At 73.8% G+C, this 26,537-nt stretch carries 29 protein-coding genes; 12 read left to right on the top strand and 17 right to left on the bottom strand.

Annotation, left to right across the window (positions count from 1 at the left end):
- Positions 1-19: 19 nt before the first annotated feature.
- From ACLFMI_RS12880 to ACLFMI_RS12860, 5 genes are all read right to left on the bottom strand, one after another.
- The gene (locus tag ACLFMI_RS12880) at positions 20-274 is read right to left on the bottom strand and encodes a DUF3039 domain-containing protein (protein ID WP_410948055.1); all 255 of its coding nucleotides are present in this window, start codon (positions 272-274) and stop codon (positions 20-22) included.
- Positions 275-305: 31 nt separating this feature from the next.
- The gene (locus ACLFMI_RS12875) at positions 306-731 is read right to left on the bottom strand and encodes a DUF3099 domain-containing protein (protein ID WP_410948054.1); all 426 of its coding nucleotides are present in this window, start codon (positions 729-731) and stop codon (positions 306-308) included.
- An 89-nt stretch (positions 732-820) separates the two neighbouring features.
- Positions 821-2,023 (bottom strand): AMP nucleosidase, encoded by a 1,203-nt coding sequence (locus ACLFMI_RS12870; RefSeq protein ID WP_410948053.1) that lies wholly within the window; start codon positions 2,021-2,023, stop codon positions 821-823.
- Entirely contained in the window at positions 2,020-2,502 is a 483-nt protein-coding gene (locus tag ACLFMI_RS12865; RefSeq protein ID WP_410948052.1) for an ArsR/SmtB family transcription factor, read from the bottom strand. The genes ACLFMI_RS12870 and ACLFMI_RS12865 overlap by 4 nt, the downstream gene beginning before the upstream one ends.
- 27 nt (positions 2,503-2,529) lie before the next feature.
- Positions 2,530-3,135, bottom strand: a complete 606-nt coding sequence (locus ACLFMI_RS12860; RefSeq protein ID WP_410948051.1) for an HhH-GPD-type base excision DNA repair protein — start codon at positions 3,133-3,135, stop codon at positions 2,530-2,532.
- A gap of 10 nt (positions 3,136-3,145) precedes the next feature.
- Between ACLFMI_RS12860 and ACLFMI_RS12855 the strand changes: the two genes are divergently transcribed.
- The 3 genes from ACLFMI_RS12855 (at position 3,146) to ACLFMI_RS12845 (ending at position 5,594) form a co-directional block, all read left to right on the top strand.
- Entirely contained in the window at positions 3,146-4,723 is a 1,578-nt protein-coding gene (locus ACLFMI_RS12855; protein ID WP_410948050.1) for a DUF7782 domain-containing protein, read from the top strand.
- 34 nt (positions 4,724-4,757) lie between these two features.
- Positions 4,758-5,228 (top strand): D-aminoacyl-tRNA deacylase, encoded by a 471-nt coding sequence (gene dtd / locus ACLFMI_RS12850; RefSeq protein ID WP_410948049.1) that lies wholly within the window; start codon positions 4,758-4,760, stop codon positions 5,226-5,228.
- Between the two features lie 81 nt (positions 5,229-5,309).
- A complete protein-coding gene (locus ACLFMI_RS12845; protein ID WP_410948048.1) occupies positions 5,310-5,594 on the top strand; it encodes a YggT family protein in 285 nt (94 codons plus the stop codon).
- A 102-nt stretch (positions 5,595-5,696) separates the two neighbouring features.
- Here the strand turns inward: ACLFMI_RS12845 and ACLFMI_RS12840 are convergent, their stop codons facing one another.
- The 4 genes from ACLFMI_RS12840 to ACLFMI_RS12825 all read right to left on the bottom strand — a co-directional run bounded on the left by ACLFMI_RS12840 (position 5,697) and on the right by ACLFMI_RS12825 (position 10,121).
- On the bottom strand, positions 5,697-6,980 hold the full coding sequence (locus ACLFMI_RS12840; protein WP_410948047.1) for a patatin-like phospholipase family protein: 1,284 nt from the start codon (positions 6,978-6,980) through the stop codon (positions 5,697-5,699).
- Positions 6,981-7,137: 157 nt separating this feature from the next.
- Complete coding sequence (locus ACLFMI_RS12835; RefSeq protein WP_410948046.1) at positions 7,138-7,518, bottom strand: hypothetical protein; 381 nt, start codon at positions 7,516-7,518, stop codon at positions 7,138-7,140.
- Positions 7,519-7,618: 100 nt separating this feature from the next.
- Positions 7,619-8,155, bottom strand: coding sequence for a helix-turn-helix domain-containing protein (locus ACLFMI_RS12830; RefSeq protein WP_410948045.1), 537 nt, complete (start codon positions 8,153-8,155; stop codon positions 7,619-7,621).
- Between the two features lie 178 nt (positions 8,156-8,333).
- Positions 8,334-10,121 carry a PHA/PHB synthase family protein gene (locus ACLFMI_RS12825; protein WP_410948044.1) on the bottom strand — a complete coding sequence of 596 codons (1,788 nt, stop codon included), beginning with the start codon at positions 10,119-10,121 and terminating at the stop codon, positions 8,334-8,336.
- A 272-nt stretch (positions 10,122-10,393) separates the two neighbouring features.
- On the opposite strand from ACLFMI_RS12825, the gene ACLFMI_RS12820 reads away from it, so the two are divergent.
- The 4 genes from ACLFMI_RS12820 (at position 10,394) to ACLFMI_RS12805 (ending at position 14,442) form a co-directional block, all read left to right on the top strand.
- Positions 10,394-11,764 (top strand): alpha/beta fold hydrolase, encoded by a 1,371-nt coding sequence (locus ACLFMI_RS12820; RefSeq protein ID WP_410948043.1) that lies wholly within the window; start codon positions 10,394-10,396, stop codon positions 11,762-11,764.
- A gap of 198 nt (positions 11,765-11,962) precedes the next feature.
- Positions 11,963-13,129 carry a sigma-70 family RNA polymerase sigma factor gene (locus ACLFMI_RS12815; RefSeq protein ID WP_410948042.1) on the top strand — a complete coding sequence of 389 codons (1,167 nt, stop codon included), beginning with the start codon at positions 11,963-11,965 and terminating at the stop codon, positions 13,127-13,129.
- 258 nt (positions 13,130-13,387) lie between these two features.
- On the top strand, positions 13,388-13,909 hold the full coding sequence (locus ACLFMI_RS12810) for a flavin reductase family protein (RefSeq protein ID WP_410948041.1): 522 nt from the start codon (positions 13,388-13,390) through the stop codon (positions 13,907-13,909).
- Complete coding sequence (locus ACLFMI_RS12805; protein WP_410948040.1) at positions 13,906-14,442, top strand: NAD(P)H-dependent oxidoreductase; 537 nt, start codon at positions 13,906-13,908, stop codon at positions 14,440-14,442. Before ACLFMI_RS12810 ends, ACLFMI_RS12805 begins: the two co-directional genes overlap by 4 nt.
- A 50-nt stretch (positions 14,443-14,492) precedes the next feature.
- On the opposite strand, the gene ACLFMI_RS12800 is transcribed toward ACLFMI_RS12805, so the two are convergent.
- Positions 14,493-15,404 carry a LysR substrate-binding domain-containing protein gene (locus ACLFMI_RS12800; protein WP_410948039.1) on the bottom strand — a complete coding sequence of 304 codons (912 nt, stop codon included), beginning with the start codon at positions 15,402-15,404 and terminating at the stop codon, positions 14,493-14,495.
- A gap of 58 nt (positions 15,405-15,462) precedes the next feature.
- On the opposite strand from ACLFMI_RS12800, the gene ACLFMI_RS12795 reads away from it, so the two are divergent.
- Genes ACLFMI_RS12795 through ACLFMI_RS12785 form a run of 3 tightly spaced genes read left to right on the top strand, consistent with a single transcriptional unit; the run spans position 15,463 to position 17,388 of the window.
- Entirely contained in the window at positions 15,463-15,855 is a 393-nt protein-coding gene (locus ACLFMI_RS12795) for a Rieske (2Fe-2S) protein (RefSeq protein WP_410948038.1), read from the top strand.
- Complete coding sequence (locus tag ACLFMI_RS12790; protein ID WP_410948037.1) at positions 15,842-16,168, top strand: hypothetical protein; 327 nt, start codon at positions 15,842-15,844, stop codon at positions 16,166-16,168. Before ACLFMI_RS12795 ends, ACLFMI_RS12790 begins: the two co-directional genes overlap by 14 nt.
- The gene (locus ACLFMI_RS12785) at positions 16,165-17,388 is read left to right on the top strand and encodes an amidohydrolase family protein (RefSeq protein WP_410948036.1); all 1,224 of its coding nucleotides are present in this window, start codon (positions 16,165-16,167) and stop codon (positions 17,386-17,388) included. Before ACLFMI_RS12790 ends, ACLFMI_RS12785 begins: the two co-directional genes overlap by 4 nt.
- A gap of 11 nt (positions 17,389-17,399) precedes the next feature.
- Here ACLFMI_RS12785 and ACLFMI_RS12780 read toward each other — a convergent pair whose 3' ends face one another.
- The 4 genes from ACLFMI_RS12780 to ACLFMI_RS12765 all read right to left on the bottom strand — a co-directional run bounded on the left by ACLFMI_RS12780 (position 17,400) and on the right by ACLFMI_RS12765 (position 20,630).
- Entirely contained in the window at positions 17,400-18,266 is an 867-nt protein-coding gene (locus ACLFMI_RS12780) for a carbohydrate kinase family protein (RefSeq protein ID WP_410948035.1), read from the bottom strand.
- 5 nt (positions 18,267-18,271) lie between these two features.
- Positions 18,272-19,189 (bottom strand): pseudouridine-5'-phosphate glycosidase, encoded by a 918-nt coding sequence (locus ACLFMI_RS12775; protein WP_410948034.1) that lies wholly within the window; start codon positions 19,187-19,189, stop codon positions 18,272-18,274.
- A gap of 126 nt (positions 19,190-19,315) precedes the next feature.
- Positions 19,316-19,990: an HAD family hydrolase gene (locus ACLFMI_RS12770; protein WP_410948033.1), complete on the bottom strand. Its 675-nt coding sequence runs from the start codon at positions 19,988-19,990 to the stop codon at positions 19,316-19,318.
- Between the two features lie 103 nt (positions 19,991-20,093).
- Positions 20,094-20,630, bottom strand: coding sequence for a GNAT family N-acetyltransferase (locus ACLFMI_RS12765; RefSeq protein ID WP_410948032.1), 537 nt, complete (start codon positions 20,628-20,630; stop codon positions 20,094-20,096).
- Between the two features lie 147 nt (positions 20,631-20,777).
- Here ACLFMI_RS12765 and ACLFMI_RS12760 point away from each other — a divergent pair, with 147 nt between their 5' ends.
- Positions 20,778-21,995 carry a cytochrome P450 gene (locus ACLFMI_RS12760; protein ID WP_410948031.1) on the top strand — a complete coding sequence of 406 codons (1,218 nt, stop codon included), beginning with the start codon at positions 20,778-20,780 and terminating at the stop codon, positions 21,993-21,995.
- 16 nt (positions 21,996-22,011) lie between these two features.
- Entirely contained in the window at positions 22,012-22,626 is a 615-nt protein-coding gene (locus ACLFMI_RS12755) for a TetR/AcrR family transcriptional regulator (protein ID WP_410948030.1), read from the top strand.
- Positions 22,627-22,747: 121 nt separating this feature from the next.
- Here the strand turns inward: ACLFMI_RS12755 and ACLFMI_RS12750 are convergent, their stop codons facing one another.
- The 3 genes from ACLFMI_RS12750 to ACLFMI_RS12740 form a co-directional block, all read right to left on the bottom strand.
- Positions 22,748-23,794 (bottom strand): ABC transporter substrate-binding protein, encoded by a 1,047-nt coding sequence (locus tag ACLFMI_RS12750; RefSeq protein ID WP_410948029.1) that lies wholly within the window; start codon positions 23,792-23,794, stop codon positions 22,748-22,750.
- A gap of 154 nt (positions 23,795-23,948) precedes the next feature.
- Entirely contained in the window at positions 23,949-25,853 is a 1,905-nt protein-coding gene (gene htpG, locus ACLFMI_RS12745; RefSeq protein ID WP_410948028.1) for a molecular chaperone HtpG, read from the bottom strand.
- Positions 25,854-25,952: 99 nt separating this feature from the next.
- Positions 25,953-26,465, bottom strand: a complete 513-nt coding sequence (locus ACLFMI_RS12740) for a hypothetical protein (protein ID WP_410948027.1) — start codon at positions 26,463-26,465, stop codon at positions 25,953-25,955.
- Positions 26,466-26,537 lie beyond the last annotated feature (72 nt).

Here is a 26,537-nt window from a genome sequence, read left to right as displayed (position 1 = left end):
ACGGCCCGCAGGCCGTCACTCAGGAGTCGTCGTCGCCACTCTTGGGCAGGCCCTCGAAGATCTCCTTGCACTCCGGGCACACCGGAGAACCGGGCCGCGGGGACTTGGTCACCGGGAAGGTCTCGCCGCAGAGCGCCACCACCATGTTGCCCAGGATCGCGCTCTCCGCGATCTTGGACTTCTGGACGTAGTGGAACATCTCCGGCGTGTCGTCGCCGGTGGTCTCGGTGCCCTCTGGCTTGGTGTCGACCTCGGGCAGCGTCGTCGTGGTCATGGCTCCATGATGCCCGACGGGGGAAGCGTGTTCAGCCGCCCGGGCCGGGCCTCGGCCCGGACGCGGTCCCGGTAGCCCCGGGCGTGCCGTCCGGGGCGTCCGCAGCCGGGTCGGCGGCCGGCGGCGCCGTACCGCTCGCGGGCTCCGACGAGTCGATCACCTCGTACGGGCGGGACTCCAGCTCCGGACGGTCGGGCCGGTACCGGCTGGGCTGCTCGACCTTGCGGGGCAACCGGTCGTTCGCGACGAGCACGGCGATCCACGGCAGCGGGATCGAGATCACGAGCAGGGTCACCGCGACCCAGGGGACCTGGTAGAAGACGGCGGCCAGGATCATGCACGGGATGCGCATGCCCATCATCCACTTGTAGCGCCGCTTGCGGACCGCCAGCTCCTCGTCGTAGGACATCTGGGCGTCCGTGATGAGGACGGAGTCCGCATCTCGCTGGTCGCTCACGTGACCACCTCCGTCCCCCATGGTGTCACTCGCAACCGTTCCCCGCGCGCCGTCGGCGGCGACCGACGACACGGGCCACCGGAGCCCGTTCAGACGCCGTCCGGGCCGTTACCCAGCAGCGGCTCGTCGACCGAGCGGACCTCGGAGCCGGGCAGGCCGTCCGGGTGCTCCCGGCGGACCCGCTCGAGAGCCTCCAGCGCGATCCCGAGGTGCTTGCGCTTGCTGGCCTCGTAGAACGCCCGGGCGCCACCGGCCAGCTTCGGCTCGTGGTGCAGCGGCTTGTCCGAGACGCAGAGCAGGGTGGCGTTCGGGATCCGGTAGCGGAAGCCGTTGGCCGCGATCGTCGCGGACTCCATGTCCACCGCGACCGCCCGCGCTGCCCGCATCCTGGCCAGCGTTGCGGACTGGTTGAACTCCCAGTTCCGGTTGTCCGTGGTGTGCACGACGCCGGGCCGCCAGGTCGCGCCTGCGTCGCCCAGCGCATCCATCAGGTAGCCGTTGAGCCGCAGGCTGGGGATCACCGGGACGTCGGCCGGGAGCACCCCGTCGAGCACGTGGTCGGCCCGCTGGTAGGCGGTGGCCAGCACGAAGTCGCCCAGCTCCTGCCGGTTTCGCAGGCCGCCGCAGTGCCCGATCATGATCATCGTGTCCGGCCGGAGGACGGCCAGGTGGTCGGTGACGGTCTTGGCGTTCGCCGGCCCGACGCCGATGTTGACCAGCGTGACGCCGTCGCCACCCGCGCGCGGGTGGTGGTAGGCGGGCATCTGGACGCCGTCCCGGTCCGGCCGCTCGGCGTCCGGGAACCGCTCCAGGAACGATTCGACGTGCATCGCGTAGTTGGTGAACAGCACGTGCCGCTGGAACGACTCTGCGGGCGTGCCGGTGTAATGCGAGAGCCGGTCCAGCGAGATCGCCATCCGCTCCGGGCCGAACAGGAACAGCTTCTTCACCCGCAGGTCGAAGCGGTCCTCGTCGAGCGCGGCGAAGAACGCCGGGTCGTCGAAGCCGATGGCGGGCCGGGACGCCCGCACGGTGACCGTGGCGCCGGCCGCGGCCAGCTCACGCAGCTCGCGGTGCAGGTAGCGGCGGATCGCGCCGGGCCGGGCGAACTCGCCGGAGATCCGCGGGTTGTGCGCCGACCACGGCCGGACGACCTCGACCTCGGGGTACCAGCCCTCGTCGTGCACGGTGTCCAGGGCATCGAGCAGGCGGTCGATCTCGTCGTCGATCTTCTCGTCCGAGACGGGCGGGCGGACCTGCTCGACCATCGCGACCCGACCGGTCCCCGTCACGCGAACTCCCCGCCCTCGGTTCCGACAGTGCCCTCGGTTCCGACAGTGCCCTCGGTTGCGAGAGGGCCTTCAGTGGCCTCGGCACCGTCGCCGCCGCCGTGCGCGTGCAGCCGCCCGGCGGACACCGCCGCCGCGGACACGACCTCCAGCAGCTGCCGGGGCAGTCCGCCGGAGAGCCGGTAGCGGACCAGCCGGCCCTGCCGGTGCGCGGTGACCATGCCGTGCGCCCGCAGCAGCCGCAGCGCGTGCGACACCGCCGAGTCGCTCATCCGCACCGCGACCGCGAGATCGGAGACGCAGAGATCCCCGGCGTGCTGCAGCGCGAGCAGGATGGAGAGCCGGTTGACCTCGCCCAGCACATCCAGGACGGTCGCCGCCTCGGTCACCCGGTCGGCGTCGGCGAGCACCGCGACGGCGTCGCAGACCTGGTCCGGGTCGATCACTCGTGCGCCGCTGAGCGCGTCCGGGACCTTGTGCACGCCACCGATGCTAGCCCGCCGCGACGATCATTTCGTGGCCGCGGCCTTCCTCTCGCGCGCCGCGGCCTTGATGGCCTTCTTGGTGTCGCGCACCTCGACCAGCGTCTGCCCGTCGACGACGTCGGCGGCCGAGAGCCGGGAGCCGTCCGCGCCGTAGTCACCGGCCGCCTCCCGCCAGCCCTCCGGGGTGACGCCGTACTGCTTGCCCAGGATGGCGACGAAGATCTTCGCCTTCTGCTCGCCGTAGCCGGGAAGCGCCTTGAGCCGGCGCAGCACCTCGCGGCCGTCCGGGCCGGTGCCGTCCGGATCGGGCCGGGTCCAGATCGCGGCCGGGTCACCGTCCCAGTCCTCGACGATCGCCCGGCACATCTCCTGCACCCGCCTGGCCATCGAGCCGCCGTAGCGGTGGATCGCGGGCGGCGTGGTGGCCAGCGTGGCGAACGCGTCCGGGTCGTGGTCGGCGATCACCCGCACGTCCAGGCCCCCGAGCCGCTCGTGCAGCTTCTGCGGCCCGCGGAACGCGACCTCCATCTGGATCTGCTGGTCGAGCAGCATGCCGATCAGCAGCGCCAGCGGCTCGCGCTCGAGCAACGCGTCGGCCTCGGGTTCCTGGGCGATGCAGATGCCGGTCATGCCGGAAAGGATGGCACGCGACAATGGGCCCGTGCTCCCCCATCTCGACCCCACCCGGGCGCAGCGGGTCCGCGGCTGCCTGCGCGACGCCGACTTCACCCCGGACGGCGTGCACGCGCTGCTCGGGGCATCCGCGCACGAGGCGCTGACCCGCGGCGAGCCGGAGCCCGCGGCCCGGGCGTGCGCCGACGGCGGCGAGCTCGGCACCCTGATCCGGCTGTTCCTGCTGGCGGGCACCGAGCCCGAGCCGGGCGTCACCGCCGCGCTCGGTGATCTCGACCCGCTGCTGACCGGCCGGATCCTGCGCCGCACCCCGGACGGCATCCGGGCGGCGCTGGACGTCCGCCCGTACGGCGAGGGCGCTGGCGACGACGGCACCTCCGGCGCCGACTGGTGGGTGGTGTCCGATCTGGAGGGGCCGGCCTCGAGGCAGGACCGCGAGCACGTCACCGGCGTCGGTGGGGCGTCGCTGTCGCTGGCCGCGGCCACCGCGCGCCGCCCGGTCGGCTCGCTGCTGGACCTGGGCACCGGCTGCGGGGTGCAGGCACTGCACGCCTCCCGGCACGCGCTGCGGGTGGTCGGCACCGACGTCGCGCCGCGCGCGCTGGCACTGGCCCGGCTGACCTGCGCGCTGTCCGGTGTAGAGGCCGACCTGCGGGAGGGCCCGTGGTTCTCCCCGGTTGCCGGGGAACGCTTCGACCAGATCGTGTCGAACCCGCCGTTCGTGCCCGGCCCGCCCCGGGTGGACTACGTCTACCGGGACTCCGGGCAGGCCGGCGACTCCGCGCTCGCGGCCCTGGTCGGTGAGCTGCCGGGCCTGCTCACCGACGGCGGTGTCGCGCAGCTGCTCGGATCCTGGTTGCACGTGCGCGGCGAGGACTGGCCGGACCGGGTGCGGTCCTGGCTGCCGCCCGGGATGGACGCCTGGATCCTGCAGCGCGAGGTGGTCGACCCGGCGATGCACGTCGGGACCTGGCAGCGCGACGCCGGGCTGGTCCCGTCCTCGCCGGCGGCCCGCGAGCAGGCCAGGGCGTGGCTGGACTGGATGGAGTCCGAGCGGGTCGAGGGCGTCGGGTTCGGGTTCCTGCTGCTGCGCCGCACCGACTCCGAGCCGACCGTCGTGGTCGAGGACCTGCCCGGCGAGCTCGGCGAGGGCCTCGGCCGGGAGATGACCGGCTGGCTCGACCGGATCGACTGGCTGCGCGCGCACTCCCGGGACGACGACCTGCTCGGCGCCCGGCTGCTGATCGCCCCGGAGACGGTGCTGGAGACCGCGTCGTCGGTCGCCCCGGAGGGCGGCTGGGCCGAGCTGTCGACGACCGTGCGCCGCTGGGGCGGCCCCGGCTGGGAGCACCAGGTCGACGGGCCGGCCGCGGCGCTGCTCGCCGGCTGCCGGGGCGACCTGCCGCTGTCCGAGCTGATCGCGCTGCTGTCGTTCGCGCACGACCGGCCCGCCGACGCGCTGACCGCGGCCTCGCTGCCCGCGGTCCGCGAGCTCGTCCGGCACGGCCTGCTGATCCCGGTCGACGGGTGGCCGCAGGGCACCGGGATCGCGGCGCCGGCGACCCCGGCCGGCCCGGTCGGATGACCCGCGCCGCGCCCCTGATCGGGCGGACCCGCCGGTGAGGGCGGTGGTCGCGCGGGTGCGCCGGGCGTCGGTGACGATCGAGGACGTCGACGGCGTCGGGCAGCGGGTCTCCGGCGAGATCGGGGCCGGGCTGCTGGTTCTGCTCGGCGTGCACCGCGACGACATCGCCGACCCGGCCGCGGTGGACACGGCCGACCCGGCCGCGGTGGGCACGATGGCCCGCAAGCTGCACGAGCTGCGGCTGCTGCGCGGCGAGCTGTCCTGCGCCGAGACCGGCGCCCCGCTGCTGGTGGTCAGCCAGTTCACGCTGTACGGCGACACCCGGAAGGGCCGCCGCCCGTCCTGGTCTGCGGCGGCCCGGCCCGACGACGCGGAACCGGTCGTGGACGCGGTCGTCGCGGCCCTGCGCGGGCGCGGCGCGAGGGTCGAGACCGGCGAGTTCGGTGCGGCCATGGCCGTCGAGTCGGTCAACGACGGCCCCTTCACCGTCCTCGTCGAGGTCTGACACGGATCCGCACCGGCGGTCTCTCATCCGGTTCTCAGGTCGGGAAGGGACGATCGGGAGAAACCGGAGAGGAGTCCTACCGTGATCGCTTCCCTGATCGGCCTGGTACTGGTGCTGTTCCAGGTCGTGCTGCTCGCCCGGGTGATCGTCGACTGGATCGACGTGGCCGGGTACGGGCGCGGTGGCACCGCACTGAGTACCGCCCAGCGGATCACCCACGGCGTCACCGAGCCGGTCGTCGCGCCGGTCCGGCGGCGCGTACAGCCGGTCCGGATGGGCGCGGTCGGCCTGGACCTCGCGGTCCTGATCGTGTTCGTGGCGGTACTGCTGCTGCGGCTCGTGGTGGTGCCGCTGATCCCGTTCTGACCCTGCCGATCCGGCTCCGGTCCGGCTCCGATCCGTGGGCCGGGCTCAACCGGGCACGCTCAGCCGGGCACTGGGCCGAGCCACAGCGTGCTGACCCGGCCGTCACCGGCGAGGACGGCCTCGGCGCGCCCCTCGGCCTCCGTCCCGTCGGGCCGGGTGACCCGGACCGCCCAGGTCGCCTCGTCCCGGGCGACCTGCTTGCGGGTCGGGTCGATCGCGAACCAGCCGTCGACCAGGTCGTCGGCGTGCTCGGCCAGCGGGACCCCGGCGGCATCCCGCTCGCGGAACGGGGCGGGTGGACCACAGCCGCGCGTCCGGGGTCATCGCGGCCCGCATCGCCGCCGGGTCCCGGTCGCGGACCGCCCGCTCGAAGGCCAGCGCGCCGAGGAACCGGTCGGCCTGCGCCGCACCCCGGCGCCGCAGGTGGTCCAGGAACCGGACGTCGCGGTTCAGCTTCGAGGCCGACCCGATGATCCGGGCGGCGAGCACCGACCGCGGCATCTCCAGCACCCGCACGGTGACCTGCCGGTACCCGGACTCGGGACGCAGCATCCCGTCGGCCAGCAGCCGGTCGACGGTCTCGATGAACCCGAGCTCCTGGTGCAGCGAGAGGTTGCCGGCCAGCGCGTTGCGCCGGTCCGAGATCTCGACCAGCGAGCGCGGCTCGGCGTCGATCTCGGACGGGTTGATCTGGATCACCCAGAGCTCGTCCGGATCGGTGCTGAGCAGGTCGCGCACCGGCGGGTTCTGCGAGAACAGCCCGTCCCAGTAGGCGCCGCCGTCGACGTGCACGGCGCGGAACAGGTTCGGGATCGCCGCCGAGGCCAGCACGGCCTCGCCGGTGATCCGGTCGGTGCGGCTGGAGAACGCGCGGAACTCGCCGGTCAGGACGTCGACCGCGCCGAGCAGCAGCAGCGGCTCCCGGCCCTCGGGATCCGGTGCGGCCGTCGGCAGGTCGACGTGCCGGGCGAGCAGGTCGAGGAACTGCCTGCTGCCGTCGAGCGGGCGCGGGAGCGCGTACGGGGTGCTCGCCGGGAGCAGCCCCAGGCCCTGCAGCGCACCGGCCCAGACCAGGCCGGCGTTCTGCAGCCGGGCCAGCGGCGAGCGCGCGGCGTTGTCGGCCCAGAACTCCTCCAGCGCCTCGGCGGCCGCCGTGCGGTGCGATGCGGTGTCCCCCTCCCCGTCTCCTTCGCCGTGCCGCAGCCGGTCCCAGGCCACCAGCGCGCAGAGGGCGCCGCCGGAGGTCCCGGACAGCCCGACGATCTCGGCGTCGTCGAACACGCCACTGCGCAGCATCCGGGCCAGGACACCGGCCGTGAACGCGGTGTGACTGCCCCCGCCCTGGCAGGCGATCGCGATCCGGCGGGGTCGTGCGGGGCTGCTCATGGGCCCAGGCTTCCCCCGACCGGCCGGTAACGACAGGGCCGACCCCGGGACGCGCGGCAGCCGGTCGCACCGGTCACACGCACGAGCGACCCCCGCCCGGAGAACCGGACGGGGGGTCGCGGCATCGCGCCGCCGGCCGGTCGGGCCGGCGCGGATGTCACTTGCCGGTGGAGCGGGTGGCGCGCGCGGTCTTCTGGGCGCCCTCGGCGGTGCCGTCCGCGGCCTTCTCGGTGTTCCACGCGGCGTGCTCGGTCACGGCCTCGGCGGCCTTGCCGGTCTGCTCGGTCCACTGGTCGACGACCGTGTGCCCGGCCCCGACGACGGTCTTGGCCAGCTGGCGCTGCTGGCCCAGAACCTGCTCGTAGAAGTCGAAGACGCGGTCGACGGCCAGGCCGGCGTCCGGCAGCTGCGGGCGGTTGCCGCCGGCGAACTGGCCGGCGAAGCCCTGAACGGCGTCGGTCCAGCTGCGCACGGACTCGGTGACCAGATCCTGGCCACGCTTGGTGATGTCGACGAACTGCTCGGTGGAGGCGGTCATCGCACTCTCCCTTCCGGGGTGCTGCTCGGTGTCTGCAGAGCGGCGGGCGCAGGCTCGCGCTCCGTCGTGCCCACAAAACTACGCAGCGGCGATAAGTATGTCAAGCACGCTCGGCGAAGCTCCGGTAGACGCCCAGCAGGGCCGCCTTCTGCTCCTCGGACAGCCGGGAGTCCACCGCGATCGCGGCCTCCACCGAGGGCACCACGGGCTCCGCGGACTCGGCGGGCCCCGACTCGGCCGCCGGGCCGTCAGGGCCCGGTACCGGGTCGTCGTCGCGCGCCGACCAGCCGGCCCGGCTGAGCATCTGGTCGGTGTTGAGGTGCAGCGCGTCCGCGATCGAGCGGAGCACCTTGAGCGAGGGCTGGTGCAGCCCGCGCTCGACCTGGCTGAGATAGGCGTTCGACACCTTGGTCATCGCCGCCATCTCGCGCAGCGAGAGCTTGGCCATCTGGCGCTGCGCGCGGATGAAGCCGCCGAGCGCGTTCACCTGGGCGCTCCAGGCGTCCTCGGCGGCGCGCGCGCCGGCCTCGCGCAGCCCGTTCGGGCCCGTCGCGGCGGCGGACGCGGCACTGGCCCCGTCCGATCCGGCGGGCCGGCCGTTGCGCCGCTCCCCGTCGGCCCGCTGCGCCCGGCTCACGGCGCGACCCGGCTGCGATGCGGTCCGCGCGGCGGGCGCCGGCGCGCGGACGGGGTAGGTACACGGTCCATGGCCGCGCATTGTTCCCGTTGCGGGCCCGCGACGCACGCACCCGGCGCGCCCCGCGCGCACCGCCCCGGCGCTCGTCGTCGATCATCGGGGCGGTGCGTGGCGGCGCTCAGCCGTTGCGCACGTAGCGCCCGGGCGCGGGCTCGAGTGGCGGGTGGGCGTCGCTGCCGACCTTCTTCGGCGGAGCGACCTGCTTGCCGGCGTGCTCGGCGATCCACGGCGTCCAGTCCTCCCACCAGGACGCCTTGTGCTCGCCGGCGTCGTCGCGCCAGTCGGTGGCCGATGCGGGCAGGTCCTCGGACTCGCCGTACCAGTGCCGCGACTTCGGCGACGGCGGGTTCACCACGCCCGCGATGTGCCCGGAGTTCGAGAGCACGAAGCGGACCTTGCCGCCGATCTTCGCCGCTCCGGTGTAGACGGACTTCCACGGTGCGATGTGGTCGGACTCGGCGGTGATCACGTAGGTGTCCTGCCGGATGTCGGCCAGGTCGAGCCGCTCCCCTGCCAGCTCCAGCTTGCCCTCGGCGAACTGGTTCTGCAGGTAGAGCGTGCGCAGGTACTCGGTCTGCATCGCGGCCGGCATCCGGGTGGAGTCGGCGTTCCAGCTCAGCATGTCGAACGGCTTCGGGTCCTCGCCGAGCATCCAGTCGTTGACCACGTAGTTCCACATCAGGTCGGTGGCCCGCAGCAGGTCGAACGTGGTCTTCATGCTCGACGAGGGCAGGTAGCCGTCCTTACGCATCGAGCGCTCGAGACGGCTCACCGTCTGCTCGTCGGTGAACACGCCGAGCTGCCCGGGACCGGTGAAGTCGAGCAGCGTGTTCATCAGGGTCAGCGAGTTGATCCGGTCGTCGCCCTTGGCCCGCAGCCAGGCCGCGGTGGCCGCGGACAGCGTGCCGCCCAGGCACAGCCCCGCGACATTGATCTTGTCTTTGCCGGTGATCTCACCGACGACGTCCAGCGCGGCGAGCGGCCCCTCGCGCAGGTAGTCGCTCATCGTCACGTCGGCGAGGCCGGAGTCCGGGTTCCGGTAGCTCATCATGAAGACCGTGTGGCCGTGCTGCACCGCCCACTCGACCAGCGACTTCTCCGGTGCGAGATCCATGATGTAGTACTTGTTGATCCACGGCGGGCTCATCAGCAGCGGTGTCTCGTGCACCTTCTCGGTCTGCGGCTCGTACTGGATCAGCTCGATCAGCCGGTTCCGGAAGACCACCTGCCCCGGGGTGACCGCGAGGTCCTTGCCGACGACGAACTGGCCGGGAGTGGTCTGGCGCGGCATCCCGCGGTTCTGCACGGCGTCGCGCAGCATGTTCCGGGCGCCGCGGACCACGTTCAGCCCGCCGGTGTCGACGATCTTCTTCGGCCAGGCCGGGTTGGTGACGACGGCGTTGTTCGGGGCCAGCGCCTCGATCGTCTGCCCGACCAGCCAGTCCAGCTTCCGGCGCGCCACCGGCGACACCCGCGCCGCCTGCGACAGCTCGGTCAGCCGGTCGGCGAGCAGCGCGTGCTCCTGGCGGGCCAGGTAGTACCAGGCGTTGCCCTCCCAGGCCGGGTCGGCGTAGCGCTTGTCCTTCTCGGGCAACGACGCCGGTCCGGTGGTGGTCCGGCCGACGGCCCGGTTCGCCGCGGCGCCGACCGCCTTGGCCGAGTCGAGGCCGAATCCGAAGCCGGCGCGCAGCACCGCGCCGGGACTGCGGGTCAGGGACTTCGCGGCCTCCCCCAGCGCGCCACCGAAGCCGACCGGGTCGACCTTCGCCGCGATGCCCTCCGGGTCGGCGAGCTCGCGCAGGTCCCGGACGAGCCCGGCCGCCTGCCGGCGCAGCACCTCGGCGGCCTGGGGGCTGATGGTGTCCTCGGTGGTGTCGGGCTGGGATGCGGCGGGCTGGCTGGTCACTGTGACTCACTCCTGCGATCGGCCGGGATGGCGTCCGTGCCTCGGTGCGCGGGCCCGGACGAGGGCCCGAAAGGGATGCCACCCATGGTGACGGCGTACTCACGGGTAGGCAGTCCCGATCGCGAGGTTCGCGTGAGAGCCCCCTCACCTGCGCTTGATCCAGCAAGCACTACTCCCGAGTAGGTCTCGGGTTGCTTGGGATCTCGAACGCCCTTTACCGTTCGGTAACCCGGGTGGAGGCCCCCGGTCATCAGAGTCGATGGGAGAGGCCCATGAGCACCGCGACCAGCCAGACGAGTGCCCCCGCCAGGGAGCGCGGTCCGCGCGTGTTGCCCGAGGACCGGGACACGGCCGCCGCGACGAGGTCCGGGAGCACCGCACCGGACCCGCTGCGCTACCTGCTCTCCTACAACGCGACGAACCTCGCCAAGGTGGTCACCGAGGTCGGGCGCGCCACCGGGGCCTACTGGATCGACGCCGTGCAACGGCTCGCCAAGCCCGGCGACGCCGCGCGCCGGTCGCTGCTGTGGCTCTCGACGATGGCCGACCGCAGCGAGCCGACCTGGCACCTGGCCAACGAGGTGGCGCTGTCCACCCCGTTCGCGTCGCTGCGCGACTTCACCCGGCCCGAGGACCGCGACGACGACGTCGTCCCCACCCTGGTGCTGCCACCGCAGGCCGGGCACTCCTCGACCGTCGTCGACTACTCGCCGCAGCAGAGCCAGCTGGCGATGATCCGGGCGGCCGGACTGACCCGGCTCTACACCCTGGACTGGCGCCCGGCGACCACCGCGACGAAGAACGTCACGATCACCGACTACCTCGAGGTGATCGACCGGTCGATCCGCCGGATGGGCGGGAAGGCCAACCTGGTCGGCGACTGCCAGGGCGGCTGGCTGGCCACGATCTACGCCGCGCTGCACCCGGAGCGGGTCAACACCCTCACCCTGGCCGGGGCCCCGATCGACTTCCACGCCGGCGAGTCGATCATCTCGGCGTCCACCAAGCTGATGGCCGGCTCGATGGGGATGGCCCCGTACAAGGCGCTGGTCGCCGCGGGCGGCGGCAACATGCCGGGCTCGGCGGTGCTGTCGAACTTCATCTCGATCCAGCCGCAGTCCGAGGTGTCCCGCCAGCTGCAGCTGCTGGAGAACATCGACGACCCCACGCACGTCGAGCGCTACCGGGTGTTCGAGGACTGGTTCAAGTACACCCAGGACATCCCGGGCGCGTTCTACCTGTGGCTGGTGGAGAACCTGTTCTGGCGCAACCGGCTGATCGAGGGCACGCTCACGGTCGACGGCGAGCGGGTCGACATGGCCGCGATCGACTGCCCGCTGCTGCTGCTGGCCGGCTCGACCGACCACATCACCCCGCCCCCGCAGCTGTTCGCGGCCGCGGAGAAGGTCTCCACCCCGGCCAGGGACGTCACCTACCGCACCGCCTCGGCGGGACACCTGGGCCTGTTCATGGGGCGGGACGCGCTGCGCCACGACTGGCCGGTGCTGATGGAGACCGTGTACGCGCACTCGCTGCCGGGCACGAGGCGGGACGCCGCGGCGACGGGCAAGGCGTCCCGGCGGCGCAGCAGCGCCCGGGCGGTGGCCGACCCGCGGAACACCCCGCGGGTCCCCGCCCCCTGACCGGGCACGCGCGACCGTCGCGCAACGATCTGTGATCGACGTCATGGGCCCCGGCCGCGGATTTCCCGCGGTCGGGGCCGCGTCGCGGGAACGATCGCCCTCCCTCGTGCGTTGACCCCGGTGTAGGGCGATGCGACGTGCAGCCATCCCTGGCCTGTCCCGCCGACACGTCGCGCCCGAGCAGGGGAGGAAATACACATGACGGTGACCACGACCGCTCCGGTCCTGGACACGGCCGCGACCCCGGCCGTTCCCGGCCCCCGCCTCACCACCGAGGCTCCCGCTGCGCCCGCGAAGGCCGCCTCGAAGCGTTCCCGTTCCGGAGCCGCCACCGCGGCGACGGCGGCGAGCGCGGAGCCGGCCCGCACCGACGACACGCTCCAGGCCACCGTACCCGGTGCCGCCGCCGCCGTGGCCGAGGATCTCGACGCGCAGAGCCCGGCGGCCGACCTGGTGCGCGTGTACCTCAACGGCATCGGCAAGACCGCACTGCTGAGCGCGGCACAGGAGGTCGACCTCGCCAAGCGGGTCGAGGCCGGCGTCTTCGCCCAGCACCGGTTGGACAGCGCCGCGGCCGAGGGCACGCTGGAGTCGATGGACCTGCAGTACCGCCGTGACCTGCGCGCGGTCGTGCGGGACGGGGCGCGGGCCAAGAACCACCTGCTGGAGGCCAACCTCCGCCTGGTGGTCAGCCTGGCCAAGCGCTACACCGGGCGCGGGATGCCGCTGCTCGACCTGATCCAGGAGGGCAACCTCGGTCTGATCCGCGCGGTCGAGAAGTTCGACTACACCAAGGGCTTCAAGTTCTCCACCTACGCGACCTGGTGGATCCGGCAGGCGATCACCCGCGGGATGGCCGACCAGGCCCGCACCATCCGGCTGCCCGTGCACCTGGTGGAGCAGGTGAACAAGCTGGCCCGGGTCAAGCGGGACATGCACCAGCGGCAGGGCCGCGAACCCAGTGACGCCGAGCTGGCCGCCGAGTCCGGCATCCCGGAGCACAAGATCGCCGACCTGCTGGACCACGCGCGTGACCCGGTGAGCCTGGACATGCCGGTCGGGTCCGAGGAGGAGGCGCCGCTCGGCGACTTCATCGAGGACGCCGAGGCCACCGACGCGGAGAACACGGTGATCTCGCACCTGCTGCACGACGACCTCCGCCGGGTGTTGGCCACCCTGGAGGACCGGGAGCAGGCGGTGATCCGGATGCGGTTCGGCCTGGACGACGGCCAGCCGCACACGCTGGACCAGATCGGTCGCGCGTTCAAGCTGTCCCGCGAGCGGGTGCGGCAGATCGAGCGCGAGGTCATGGCGAAGCTGCGGGTCGGCGAGCGCGCCGACAAGCTGCGCGCCTACGCCAGCTGACCGGCTCACACACCCCCGCACGCACGCACACGGCCGTGTGCGGACCCCGGGGCTCCCCACGAGTTCGGGGCTCGCGTCGGGCACCGGAGGTTGTACCCGGTCGGCACCCGGGCGCGGAGCGCGACCCGCCCGGGTGCCGGCCGGATCACCGACCGGTGCGGCCCGCGCGGCCGGGTTTTGCGGAGTCCGGTTTCCCGGTGGGCGGGACAGCACCGGTGATCATTGGCCGGGGCCCGCCGTGTTGCATAGGGTCGAGTCATGTCCGGATCCGCCGCCCGCGCCGACGCCACCCCCGGCCCGGTCACACCCGAGTCGCTCCGCGACACCCTCGGCGCCTTCGCCTCCGGGGTCGTGGTGGTGACCGCGCAGGGCCCGGACGGCCCGCTCGGCTTCACCTGCCAGTCGTTCTCGTCGCTGTCGCTGGACCCGCCGCTGGTCAGTTTCTCCCCCGCGCGCAGCTCCTCGACCTGGCCACGGATCCGGGAGATCGGCTCGTTCTGCGTGAACGTGCTCGCCGCCGACCACGAGCATCACAGCGCGGGGTTCGCCCGCTCCGGCGTCGACAAGTTCGCCGGCGTCGACTGGACATCCGCGCCGTCCGGGGCGCCGGTGCTGGACGGCGTCGGGGCCTGGATCGACTGCACGCTGTGGGCCGAGCACGACGGCGGGGACCACACGATCGTCGCCGCGCGGGTCGAGGCGCTGGGCGCCGACACCGACCGACTACCGCTGCTGTTCTTCCGCGGCGGTTACCACCTCACCCCCCGGGAGTCCACATGAGTCAGACCGTCCTCGGCGTCGTCGCGGGACCGGAGCCGGGTGGCCGCACCGCGGCCGCCGTGGCCGGGGTGCTGGCCGGAACCGGAGCCGACACCCGCCTGATCGAGCTGTCGCAGAGCACGCACGAGGAGGTCACCGCCGCGTTCGCCGAGGCCGACGCCGTCGTGTTCGGCAGCCCCGTCTACCGGGCGAGCCACACGGCGTCGCTGAAGGCGCTGCTGGAGGCCACCGAGCGCGGCAAGTGGGGCGAGAAGACCGCCCCACTGCAGGGCAAGGTGGCCGCGACCGTGCTCACCGGTGCGAGCGGGCACCACTTCCTGGCCCAGAACGAGCTGCGCTCGGTGCTGGCCGGGTTCTTCGCCGTCCAGGTGCTCTCCCCCGGGCTCTACCTGGACCACTCCGGGTACGAAGACCGCAACACCCTCACCGCGGACTCGACCGAACTGGCCGCATCGCACGGGCGGGCGCTGGCCGACCTGACCGCGGCCGTCCGCGGCTCGCAGGCGCTGCGCACCCTCACCCCGGTGGTCTGACGCCGACCGCCCGCCCGTCCCCGGACGATCCTCGGATGCCGGGCACCCCGTCAGCGATCGTGGGCGACCTCGGCGAACGCCCGGGCCGCCGGCCCGGGAGCGACGGCGCGGGCCGTCGCCAGCACGACCTCCAGCGGCGGCGGGTCGTCGGCCAGCGCCACCTCGACGACCGCCCCGACCTGTGCGGCCGCGGTGCCGCCGGACGGAGCCCGCTGGGCCAGCACGGTCCAGCCCAGCCCCGCGCCGACCAGCGCGCGGGCGAGTTCGACCGACGTCGTGCGGTGCGCCACCCACGGGGCCACCCCGGCCGCACGCAGCACCGTCGTCAGGTGCGCCGACGCCGGGGGCAGGTCGAACAGCACCATCGGCTCGTCGGCGAGCGCGCGCAGGCGCACCGGCCCCCGCCCGGCCAGCCGGTGCGAGCCGGGCAGCAGCAGGTACGGCGTGTTCGAGGTGATCCGGCGGGTGGCCAGCGCCGGGTCGAGGTCGTGGTCGTAGAGCAGCGCCAGGTCCAGCTCACCGTCGCGCAACCGTCGGGTCAGGACGTCCTGGTCGGCCTCGGCGAAGTCCACCCGGGCCCGCGGGTGGGCCGCGGCGAACCGGGTCAGGAGGCCGGGCAGCACCGCGGGCGCGAGCGTCGGGAAGCAGCCGAGCTGCACGGTGCCCGCGACTCCGGAGCCGCCGCCGGCGTCCCCGACCAGCTCGCCGGCGTCGCGGAGCAGGTGCCGGGCCCGGCGCAGGGTGTCGGCCCCGGCCGCGGTCAGCCGTACCCCGTGCGCGCGGCGGCGCACCGTGAGCTGGACGCCGAGGGCGCGCTCCAGCTCGTCGAGGGCCAGCGACAGCGCGGACGCCGAGACGTGCAGCCGCTCCGCGGCCGCCGTGAACGTGCCGGCCTCGGCCACCGCGACGAGGTACGACAGCTGGCGCAGGGTGAACGGCGGAGCTTCCTCGGGTGAGCTCACGAACTACACGATATACGTGAACTTTACAGAGGTTGGGACGGCGCTCACTCTGGGGCGCGTGACAGCCGAACCCACCACACGTGCCGTCGACGTCGCCGGCTCGGAGGAGATCCCCGAGCGCGGCCGGCTGATCGTCGAGATCGGCACCACTCCCCCGCGCACGGCCGGGATCTTCCGGTTCCGCGGCGAGCTGCGGGCCTACGAGAACCGCTGCGCCCATCAGGGCGGACCCGCCTGCCAGGGCCGGATCGTCTCCCGCGTCCGCGAGGACCTCGACGACCGCAAGGCCAGCCGTGGGCTGGTCTTCGACCCGGACACCATGCACATCGTCTGCCCCTGGCACGGCTTCGAGTACGACGTGACGACCGGCGCCCACCCGGGCCGCCCGGACTTCGCGCTGCGCGCGTTCGAGGTCAGCGAGAGCGGGGGGCGCGTCCGTGTCCACCTCTGAGATCCCGGCACACCGCGCGCGGGCCCGCCGGATCGACGGCCTGGTCGCCGAGCTGGCTGCCGAGATCGACGCCGGGCTCGGCGACGGCGCGATCGCCGCGCTGGACCGGAGCACAGCCCGCGCCCTGGTCGCCGCCGCGGCCCGCGGCTACACCGTCGCCGCCGAGGAGGGCGCCGAGCCGCCCGCCGCCGGCGATCTGACCCCGACCGACGCCGTCGTGCTGGCCACGGCCGTGCTCCGCGCGCACGACCTGAACCCGTTCGACCTGGCCCTCTGGTTCTCGCGCAGTGATGCGATGAGGAGTGACTCATGACCGCCACCGAGCCCCGCACCGACCCGGCCGTCCGCCGCCCGGCCACCCAGGAGATCACCACCCACACCGACAGCCGGGAGATCCTGGCCAACGCGGCCCGCGACACCGAGCGCTACAACCTGCAGGACTACTTCGTCGTCGACGTCGACTCGCACCACGTCGAGCTCGACTCGTGGCCGGAGATCCTGGAGTACCTGGAGTCCCCGGTGCTCAAGGACACCGCGTCGCAGATGATGCGGAACTGGCCCAACGCCTCCCGCCTGGCCCTGCACAACCACCCGCCGGGGCTGACCATGCAGGACGTCTCGGGCCGGATCCCGCACCAGGCGGCGCTGGCCGAGGAGACCCCCGGAGCGGCCTCCGGTGGGGAGCGCGACGCCGAGCTGGTCCGCCGCGCGATGGATGCGATGAGCATCGACCTGCAGGTGGTGTTCCCGCAGCCGATGCTGGAGACCGGGCTGCACCCGCAGCCCGAGGTCGCGACGGCGCTGCTGCAGGCCTACAACCGTTGGTTCACCGAGCAGGTGCTGCCCCACGAACCGCGGATCCGGACAATGCTCGGGCTGCCGTTCGAGAACCCGGACGCCTGCCTGGCCACGATCGAGGAGTTCGCCGACCACCCGGGGGTGATCGGCTTCCTGGTCACCAGCCAGCGGCACGCCGGGGTGCACCGCAACGCCTACATGCCGGTCTACGCCGAGCTGGAGCGTCGGGGCCTGCCGATCGGGTTCCATGCGGGCCCGAACCAGGCCGACACGATGACCTCGACGATGAACAAGTTCCTCTCGGCGCACGCGATGAGCTTCGTGACCTGCAACATGACGCACCTGACGAACTGGGTGATCAACGGGATCCCGGAGCGCTTCCCCGGCCTGAAGACGATCTGGATCGAGTCCGGCCTGGCCTGGGTGCCGTTCATGATGCAGCGCCTGGACCACGAGTACTACATGCGCCAGTCGGACGCGCCGCTGCTGACGAAGCCGCCGTCGCACTACATGCGCGAGATGTACTACACCTCGCAGCCGATGGAGTGGACCGACGACGCGTTGCTGGAGTCGACGTTGCGGGCGATCGACGCCCCGAACACGCTGATGTACTCGTCGGACTGGCCGCACTGGGACTTCGACGTGCCGGGCCGGATCGCCCGGCTGCCGTTCCTGGACGACGACGCCAAGCGCAACATCCTGGGCGAGACCGCGCGGTCGGTGTTCGGGCTGTAGCCGCTCCGGGCTCACGCCCCGGCGGCGCCGGGGCCGCACAGCACCCGGGCGGCGCAGGCGTGCCCGCGGGCGACGGCGACCAGCGGGTCGGCACCGGCGTGCACCGCGGTGAGGTAGCCGGCGGCGAACGCGTCCCCGGCGCCGGTGGTGTCCCGGACGCCGTCGACCGGGGCCGGGGCGACCGGCACCCCGGGCAGCCCGAGGCGGGCGACGCCGGGCAGGTGCACCAGTGCCGGCCGCGGCCCGTCCTTGACGACGACGGCCGTGCCCGGCGGCGCCGTCCCGGGCAGGCCGAGCAGGTCGGCCTCGGCCCGGTTCGCGAGCAGGTGTGCCGGGCCGAGCGCGGCCAGGTCGTCGAGGAAGCGGGCCGGGCCGTGGGCGCGCAGCGACCCGGCGGACGCGGCGTCCACCGACACCGCACCGCCGGCGTCGCGGACCCGGGCGGCGAGCGCGCGGGCCGCTCCCGCGCACGGCTCGTCGAGCAGCGAGTAGACCGGCAGGTGCAGCAGCGTCACCCCGTCCGGCCAGCCGGGGTCCGGATCGGCCAGCTCGGCCGCCGCGCCCCGGTCGGGGAGCATGGTGCGCTCGCCGTCGGCGTCGACCAGGACGACCACGCATCCGGTCGTCCCGGCCCGCTGCACCCGCACGTCGACGCCGAGCCCGGCCAGCCCGTCGGCCAGCGCGGTCCCCGCGGCGTCGGCACCGACCCGGCCGAGGAACCGCACCGGGGCACCGAGCGCGGCGGCGGCCGCGGCGACGTTGGCGGCGCTGCCCCCGCGCCGGCGGAACACCCGGGCCGCGGTATCGGTGCCGGGCTCGACAGGGCCGCCCGGCCAGACCACGACGTCCTCGACGAGGTCGCCGAGCACTGCGAGCACGGCGGTCACCCGGGGCCTGCGAGCGCGCCTGCGATCCGGGCGCCGAGGTCCATGTTGTTGCGGTACACCGCGACGTTGACCTCCAGGCTGCGGTCGCCGGTGGTGTCCCGGACGTGCTGCAGCAGGAACGGCGTCACCGCCGCACCGGTGATGCCGGCGGTCTCCAGCGCGGCGAGCGCCGATGCCAGCGCCGCGTCGTGCTCGGCCGGGGGCAGCTGGTCGCGTCCGGGCACCGGGTTCGCGACCAGCAGCGCCGCGTCCAGGCCGAGGTCGCGGGCGGCCCGCCAGGCCGCCGCGACCTGCTCGGGGGACTCCAGGCACTGGGTGACCCGGTGCCCGGAGTCGGCGACGTAGAAGCCGGGGAATGCGTGCGTGCGGTACCCGGCGACGGCGACGCCGAGCGTCTCCAGCCGTTCCAGGGTGGCGGGCACGTCGAGCACCGACTTCACCCCGGCGCTGACGACCACGACCGGCAGCCGGGCCAGCGCGGGCAGGTCCGCGGACTCGTCGAAGGTGCGCGCGGCGCCGCGGTGCACCCCGCCGAGCCCACCGGTGGCGAACACCCGGATCCCGGCCCGGTGCGCGAGGTGCGCGGTGGCGGCCACCGTCGTCCCGCCACTGGCGCCGGTGGCGGCGGCGACCGGCAGGTCCCGCGCGCTGAGCTTGTGCACACCGTCGCTGCCCGCGAGGCGCTCCAGCTCGCCCTCCGACAACCCGACGACGACCTCGCCGTCGAGCACCCCGATCGTCGCCGGGACCGCGCCGTGGTCCCGCACCAGCGCCTCGGCGTCCAGCGCGACCTGCAGGTTCCGTGGTCGCGGCAGCCCGTGCGTGGCGATCGTGGACTCGCAGGCCAGCACCGGTCGACCGGCCGCCAGGGCCCCGGCCACCTCGTCGGCGATCCGCACGGTGCGTCTCTGCACGGGCCCCTCCTCGGCGCTCGCCACGGCGCGGTCACCGCGGCATGATCACCCGGGGACGGTACCCGGGCCGGCGGCTGTCGGTCATGGTCAACGGCACCACAGCGGGTGTCGGGCGGAGATCGGGAGCTAGCCGGGCAGGCCGAGCAGCGCCGGCAGGTCGGCCACCGAGTCGATGACGGCGTCGGCGCCGGCCGCGCGCAGCCGCGGCTCGCCGTGCGCTCCCCCGCGCACCCCGACCGCGAGCCCGGCCCCGGACCGCACGGCGGCGTCGATGCCGGCCGTGGCGTCCCCGGCCACCGCGGCCTGCGCGGGTTCGGCGCCGGACCGGCGGAGCGCGGCGTGCACCAGGTCCGGGTCGGGCAGGCCCCGGCCGCCGACCTCGGCCGGGCACAGCACCATGTCGGCGCGGGCGCCGAACCCCAGCGCGACGACCAGCCGGTCCCGCAGGGCCGGGGCGAAACCACAGATCAGCGCCACCGGGACGCCGGCGTCCCGCAGCGCGTCGAGGGCGGCGGGGGCGCCGGGCACCGGCCGGACCCGGCCGTCGTCCGCGGCGGCGGTGAGGAACTCGGTGAACGCGGCGTGCCCGCGGCGGGCCCGGTACATGTCCCCGTCGAGCAGCTCGCCGAACACGGTGAGCGTGGAGCGGTCCATCGTGGCGCGGGCCTGCCGGTCCAGCGCCGGGTAGCAGGGGCCGTCGACCCGGACCCGGCAGGCGCGCAGGCCGGCACGCATCGCCTCGAGCACCAGACCGTCGTCGGCCATGGTGGTACCCGCGAGATCCAGGACGGCCAGCTGCACGCCCGAAGCCCAGTCCCCCGGGATGGCCGGGACCCGAGCCCCACCTGACGTCCGGGTGAACCTGCGGGGTCACTCGCGCGACGGGCGCCGGCGGTCGCCGCGCTCACCACAGCTCGCCGTCCCGCCAGTCGCACACCAGCGGCGTCGACGGGTCCAGGTCGATGCCGACCGGCAGCACGTGCACCGCCCCACGCTCGTCCGGTGTGGGGACGACGCCGTCCGGGGTGAGCCCGCCCAGCGGACCGGTCCAGACCTGCCAGCCCCGACGCCGGTACAGCGCGGCCGCGCGGTCCGCGGCTCCCAGCGCGCCGATCTGGTAGCCACCCCGGATCAGCCGCTCGACCTCGGCCATCAGCGCGGCGCCCAGCCCGTGCCGCTGCCGGTCCGGGTGCACCGCGACCGACTCCACGTAGCCGGTGCGCAGCGCGACCCCGCCGTGCAGCACCCGCCGCAGGACCACCGCGGCGTGTCCGACCGGGGCCTCCGGCGGCCCGGCGAGCACGTGCAGGCCGCCGAGCGCGTGGTCCCAGGACCCGTCGTCGTAGCCGTCGGTGAAGGCGGCCTCCAGCAGACCGCGCAGGCCGCGCAGGCCGCTCGGGCCGAGGTCGGCGGTGGGCAGCACCCGGAGTGCGAGTCGCATCCGCCGATCCTGCCGCGCGGCCGCGGCCCGGCCGAAGCGGACCTCCGCCCCGGAACCGGGCACTCCGCCCCTAACCGACAGCGGCCTATCGATTCGGCGGGTACGGTCGGGGGTCCACCACTCACGCCCAGCCGGAGGACCTCTCCCATGACCGACTCCCCGGTCCGCCCCGACACGCTGCCGCTGCACATGCGCCGCGACCGGTTCACCCCGGCCCCGGAGCTGGCCGAGCTCCGCACCGCGGACGAGATCCCGCTGGTCCGCACGGCGTTCGGGACCGACGCGTTCCTGGTCACCCGCTACGACGACGTCCGCGAGGTGCTCGGCGACGCCACCACCTACTCCAACGCGGCGGGCATCGCGCTGCGCCGCCCGGGCGGCCCGCAGCCCTCCGAGGAGGAGATCGAGCGGGCGCGGGCCGGGAACCTGCTCGCGCAGGACCCGCCGGAGCACAGCCGGTTGCGCCGGATGCTGACCCGCGAGTTCACCCAGCGCCGGATGGCCCGGCTGGAACCCCGGATCGTGGAGATCGTCGACGACCATCTGGACGCCCTGGAGAAGGCCGGTCCGGGTGCCGACCTGGTGGCCGAGTTCGCGCTGCCGGTCCCGTCGCTGGTGATCTGCGAGCTGCTCGGGGTGCCCTACGCCGACCGGGCCGAGTTCCAGGCCCGCTCCTCGCGGCTGCTCGACCTGTCGCTGCCGCAGCAGGAGCGGCTCGCGGTGTCCCGGGAGAGCCGGGAGTACATGTCCCGGCTGGTGGACGGCGCGCAGGCCGACCCGGGCGAGGACATCCTCGGGATGCTGGTCCGCGAGCACGGCGACGACCTCACCCACGACGAGCTCACCGGCATCGCCGGGCTGCTGCTCATCGCCGGGCACGAGACGACGTCGAACATGCTGGGACTGGGCACCCTCGCGCTGATGGAGAACCCGGAGCAGGCCGACGCGATCCGCGCCGACCCGGAGCTGGCCCGGCCCGCCGTCGAGGAGCTGCTGCGCTGGCTGAGCATCGTGCACTCCGGGGTGGCCCGGGTGACCACCGCCGACACCGCGCTGCGCGGCACCGCGATCCCGAAGGACTCGGTGGTGATCTGCTCGCTGCCGTCGGCCAACCGCGACCCCGCCTCCGGCGTCGACGCCCCCGAACGGCTCGACGTCCGGCGCGGGGTTCCCGGGCACGTCGCGTTCGGGCACGGCGTGCACCACTGCCTGGGCGCGCCGCTGGCCCGGATGGAGATGACGACCGCGTTCCCGGCGCTGCTGCGCCGGTTCCCGACGCTGGCTCCGGCCGGCGAGGTGCCGGCGTCGGCGTTCCGCGCCTACCACTTCGTCTACGGGATGCACACACTGCCCGTGACCTGGTGACCGTTACCGTGCTCCGATGAGTACGACCGGGGCCGGGCCCGCGCGGCCGTTGCGCGCGGACGCCGCGCGCAACCACCGCCGGATCGTCGACGCGGCCGCCGCGGCGTTCGAGAGCGACGGCGCCGACGTGGCGCTTGACGAGATCGCCCGCCGGGCCGGCGTCGGGGTGGCGACCCTGTACCGCCGGTTCCGGACCCGCGACCAGCTGATCCGCGCGGTGCTCGAGGACGTCTTCACCGCCGAGGTCGAGCCCACCGCGGCGGCCGGTGACGGCGACCCGTGGGCCGACCTGACCGGGTCGCTGACCCGTGCGGTCGAGGCGATCGTCGGCCGGCGGACGCTGCTGCGGCTGGCCCGGGAGTCCGGGGCCTACGACGTCGAGTCGGTGCAGCGCTACGGCCGCGTTCTCGCCCGGCTGCTGGACCGGGCCCGCGAGGCCGGCGTGGTGCGCGACGAGCTGACCACCCGTGACCTGTCCGCGGTGCTGGTGATGGCGATGGCGGTCAGCACCTCGGACGACGACGGACCCGACCCCGCCGCCGACCAACGTCGTTACCTGGCGCTGCTGCTCGACGGGCTGCGCCCGGGCCGGCCGCGGCTACCGGAGCCGTCGACCGCACCGCCGGCATAGATCGTTCACGAGGTCTGTACTCGGCGGTGACTCGGCGATAACCTCCTCGACGTCCGTCCGGCAACGGCGCCGGACGGATCCGCACGGCAGCCCCTCCGGCCGCCGTCCCGGTGGCCGGCGATCAGCCGGATCGGTCGGCGAACTGCTCCGGGTGCAGCCGCCGGGCCAGCGTCGCGACCGCGTCGGCGTTCCGGATGCCCGGGCTGACCTCCGCGAACGTCGTCGTGAACACCCTCCCGTCCCGCACCGCGGGGACCTGCGCCAGCGCCGGATCCGCCCGCAGCTGCGCGACCAGCGGCTCGGCCGCCTCCGGCCCCTTGTCCACGCCGCAGCAGGCCGGGACGACGATCACGTCCGGGCGGGCGAGGATCAGGCCCTCGGCGCTCACGGTGCGCTGCCGCCCGGCGATCTCCGGGAACGCCTGCTGCCCGCCGGCCGCCTCGATGATCGTCGTCGCGACGTCCCCCGTACCGAACACCCGCAGCTCGCCTGCTCCGGACGGGGCGTTGAGCATGGCCACCCGCGGGCGCTCGGTGACCCCGCCGAGCTGGTCCGCGACGTCGTCGAGGGTGGCGCGCATCCGTGCGGTCATCTGCGCGGCGCGCTCCTCGGCGCCGAGCAACCGCCCGAGGTCGGTGAGATCGCGCTGCACCGACTCCAGGCTGACGTCGTTCGCGGCCAGGTCGGCGGCCTGGGTGCCGCCGTCGACCGTCGGGCAGTACTGGGTGAAGAGGTAGGTGTCCATCCCGGCACGGGCCAGCTCGGCCCGGGTGCCGAGGCCCTCCCGGGTGAAGGTCCCGGTGAACCCGCCGACGACGAGATCCGGGGCGAGCCGGAGCGCCTCCTCGCGGGACGGGTACTCCTCCGGCCAGTAGACCGGCTGCCGTGCCGCCGGGTCGAAGTCCGCCGCGTACTCCGGCAGCAGCGGGTTGTCCAGGTAGCCCGCACCGACCAGCCGGTCCCCCGCACCGAGCGCCAGCACCGCCTCGACGGCGTTGTGGAACATCGCGACGATCCGCTGCGGGCGCTCGACCGGTACGTCGACCCCGCAGTTGCGCAGGGCGTGCGCCGCGGGCGCCGGCCCGCTCCCCTGCGGCGCCGCCACCGGACCGGCCGAGCAGCCGGCGGCCAGGGCCAGGACGAGCAGGAGCAGCAGCGATCGACGCACGTACTCAACGTAGCCGCGATCTCAGCCGAATCCAGCAGTTGAGCAATTGTTCATATGTCGTGCCACCCGCTGCCGGGTGTCGTGCGCGGCGCTGGTGACTCCGCAGGGAGCCGATGCGTCCCCGGGCCGATGCGCAGCCCGGGGACGCATCCGCTCAGAGGCTGTTCTGCAGCCGGGCCGACAGCAGCCCGACGAACCGGGACGGGTCGGTCAGCTCCCCGCCCTCGGCGAGCAGCGCCATCCCGTGCAGCAGCTCCGCGGACTCGGCGAGCGTGTCGGACGCACCCTCGGCCTGGGTGTCACGCAGCCCGGTGACCAGCGGGTGCGACGGGTTCAGCTCCAGGATCCGCTGCACCTTCGGCGGCTCCTGCCCCATCGCCCGGTACATCTTCTCCAGGGTCGGGGTCATGTCGAGCTCGTCGCCGACCAGGCAGGCCGGGGACGTGGTGAGCCGCGACGAGACGCGGACCTCCTTGACGTCGTCGGACAGCACCCCGGCCATCCACTCGCAGAGCCCGGCGAACTCGGCCTTCTGCTCCTCGGCCTTCTCCTTGTCGGCCTCGGTCTCGAGGTCGACCTGGCCCTTGGCGATGGACCGGAACGGTGTGCCGTCGAAGCCCTCGACCGCGTCCACCCAGACCTCGTCGACCGGGTCGGTGAGCAGCAGGACCTCGTAGCCCTTGTCCCGGAACGCCTCCATGTGCGGCGACGACTCGATCGCGGTCCGCGAGTCGCCGGTCATGTAGTAGACCGCCTCCTGGCCCTCCTTCATCCGCTCCTTGTACGCCGCGAGCGTAGTCGGCGCGTCGGTCGCGTGCGTGGAGGCGAACGAGCAGACCCCGAGGATCGTCTCCTGGTTGTCCTGGTCGGAGAGCAGGCCCTCCTTGAGCGCGCGACCGAACTGCTCCCAGAACGTCGCGTACTTCTCCGGCTGCTCGTCGCGCAGCGTGCCGATGGTGGAGAGCACCTTCTTGACCAGCCGGCGGCGGATCGCCGAGATCTGTCGGTCCTGCTGCAGGATCTCCCGGGACACGTTCAGCGACAGGTCCGCAGCGTCCACGACGCCCTTGACGAACCGCAGGTACTCGGGGACGAGCGCCTCGCAGTCGTCCATGATGAACACGCGCCGCACGTAGAGCTGCACGCCGCGGCGGGCGTCGCGCATGTAGAGATCCATCGGCGCGACCTGTGGCAGGAACAGCAGTGCCTGGTACTCGAAGGTGCCCTCGGCTGCGAGCCGGATCGTCTCCAGCGGCTCCTGCCAGTCGTGGCTGACGTGCCGGTAGAACTCGGCGTACTCGGCGTCGGAGACGTCCTTCTGCGATCGCGCCCAGAGCGCCTGCATCGAGTTGAGCGTCTCCGGCTCGGGAGTCGCGTTCTCGCCGTCCTCGGCCTCCTCGGCCGGCGCCTCCGGGGTCATCCGGATCGGCCAGGTGATGAAGTCCGAGTAGGTCTTCACGATCCGCCGCACGACGGAGCGGTCGGCGTAGTCGTGCATCTGGTCCTCGGCGTCGGACGCCTTGAGGTGCAGCGTGACCGCGGTGCCCTGCGGGGCGTCGGCGACGTCGGCGATCGTGTAGGAGCCCTCGCCGTCGGACTCCCAGCGCACCCCGCCGTCGGTCCCGGCCTTGCGGGTGGTCAGCTCGACCCGGTCGGCGACCATGAACGACGAGTAGAACCCGATGCCGAACTGCCCGATCAGCTCCCTGGCCTGGTCGCCGTCGCCGGCCTCCTGCAGCTTGGCCAGCAGCTCCGCGGTTCCGGACTTCGCGATGGTGCCGATCAGCTCGACGACCTCGTCCCGGGTCATGCCGATGCCGTTGTCCCGCACCGTCAGCGTCCGCGCCTCGGCGTCCGGGACCAGCTCGACGTGCGGGTCGTCGGTCTCCGCGCCCAACTCCTTGTCCTGGTAAGCGGCGAGCCGGACCTTGTCCAGCGCGTCCGAGGCGTTCGAGATCAGCTCGCGCAGGAACACGTCCTTGTTCGAGTAGATCGAGTGGATCATCAGCCGCAGCAGCTGGCGGGCCTCGGCCTGGAACTCGATCGTCTCCGTGCTCACGTCTCTACCCTCTCCCTCGCGCGATGGTGCGGCCCCGATTCTGCCCAACGACGACGACCGGTTCGCCACCCGCCCGGGTCCGGCGTCGTCGCACCGCGGTCACGGGTCCGCCGAGCGGTCGCCCCGTTCCAGCCGCTGCCCGCAGCGCTCGATCGCGGACCGGATCATGTGGCCGTAGCCGTCGTCGCCGAGGGCGTCGCTCCGCTCCCGCGCCAGCTCCAGGTGCCGGGCGGCGTCGGCGTCGTGACCGAGCCGGCGGTGCACATCAGCCAGGTTGAGGTGCAGCGACGGGTAGAACCCCGCGACGTGCAGCGACGCGTGATGGGCCTCCGCCCGCTCGTCGGTCACCTCACCGGCGGCGGCCAGGGCCCGCTCGTCCCACCGCAGTTCTTCGTGCGGATCGCCCTGCAGGTCCGCGGCATGGTGCGCGAGCACGCAGCGGTGGAACGGGTCGCCGCGCTCGCCGATCCGCGCCCAGATCGCGGCGAGCCGTTCCCGGGCGGCGGCACGCTCACCCGCGCGCCCCGCCTCCACCGCGGCGGTGATCTCGGCCAGCACCGGGTCGGCGGCCGCGTCGGTGGTGGAGTCGGTGGTGGTGGTGGAGTCGGTCATCGTGCCCTCCCGGGATCGGCGTCGCGGCCGATGATGGACCGCACCCCCGACAGTTCCGGTCGCGCGCGACCG

This window comes from Pseudonocardia nantongensis (assembly GCF_046546495.1).
GTDB classification, from domain to species: domain Bacteria; phylum Actinomycetota; class Actinomycetes; order Mycobacteriales; family Pseudonocardiaceae; genus Pseudonocardia; species Pseudonocardia nantongensis.
Note: the sequence above shows the minus strand (reverse complement) of the source record. Positions and strands in the feature narration are given on the sequence as shown.

Bases quoted from the DNA above. Each gene is read 5' to 3' on its own strand.
- ACLFMI_RS12880 (WP_410948055.1), bottom strand. From the start codon at position 274: ATGACCACGACGACGCTGCCCGAGGTCGACACCAAGCCAGAGGGCACC.
- ACLFMI_RS12860 (WP_410948051.1), bottom strand. From the start codon at position 3,135: ATGACCGGCATCTGCATCGCCCAGGAACCCGAGGCCGACGCGTTGCTC.
- ACLFMI_RS12855 (WP_410948050.1), top strand. From the start codon at position 3,146: ATGGCACGCGACAATGGGCCCGTGCTCCCCCATCTCGACCCCACCCGG.
- ACLFMI_RS12840 (WP_410948047.1), bottom strand. From the start codon at position 6,980: ATGAGCAGCCCCGCACGACCCCGCCGGATCGCGATCGCCTGCCAGGGC.
- ACLFMI_RS12835 (WP_410948046.1), bottom strand. From the start codon at position 7,518: ATGACCGCCTCCACCGAGCAGTTCGTCGACATCACCAAGCGTGGCCAG.
- ACLFMI_RS12820 (WP_410948043.1), top strand. From the start codon at position 10,394: ATGAGCACCGCGACCAGCCAGACGAGTGCCCCCGCCAGGGAGCGCGGT.
- ACLFMI_RS12815 (WP_410948042.1), top strand. From the start codon at position 11,963: ATGACGGTGACCACGACCGCTCCGGTCCTGGACACGGCCGCGACCCCG.
- ACLFMI_RS12810 (WP_410948041.1), top strand. From the start codon at position 13,388: ATGTCCGGATCCGCCGCCCGCGCCGACGCCACCCCCGGCCCGGTCACA.
- ACLFMI_RS12805 (WP_410948040.1), top strand. From the start codon at position 13,906: ATGAGTCAGACCGTCCTCGGCGTCGTCGCGGGACCGGAGCCGGGTGGC.
- ACLFMI_RS12785 (WP_410948036.1), top strand. From the start codon at position 16,165: ATGACCGCCACCGAGCCCCGCACCGACCCGGCCGTCCGCCGCCCGGCC.
- ACLFMI_RS12765 (WP_410948032.1), bottom strand. From the start codon at position 20,630: ATGCGACTCGCACTCCGGGTGCTGCCCACCGCCGACCTCGGCCCGAGC.
- ACLFMI_RS12760 (WP_410948031.1), top strand. From the start codon at position 20,778: ATGACCGACTCCCCGGTCCGCCCCGACACGCTGCCGCTGCACATGCGC.
- ACLFMI_RS12755 (WP_410948030.1), top strand. From the start codon at position 22,012: ATGAGTACGACCGGGGCCGGGCCCGCGCGGCCGTTGCGCGCGGACGCC.
- ACLFMI_RS12740 (WP_410948027.1), bottom strand. From the start codon at position 26,465: ATGACCGACTCCACCACCACCACCGACTCCACCACCGACGCGGCCGCC.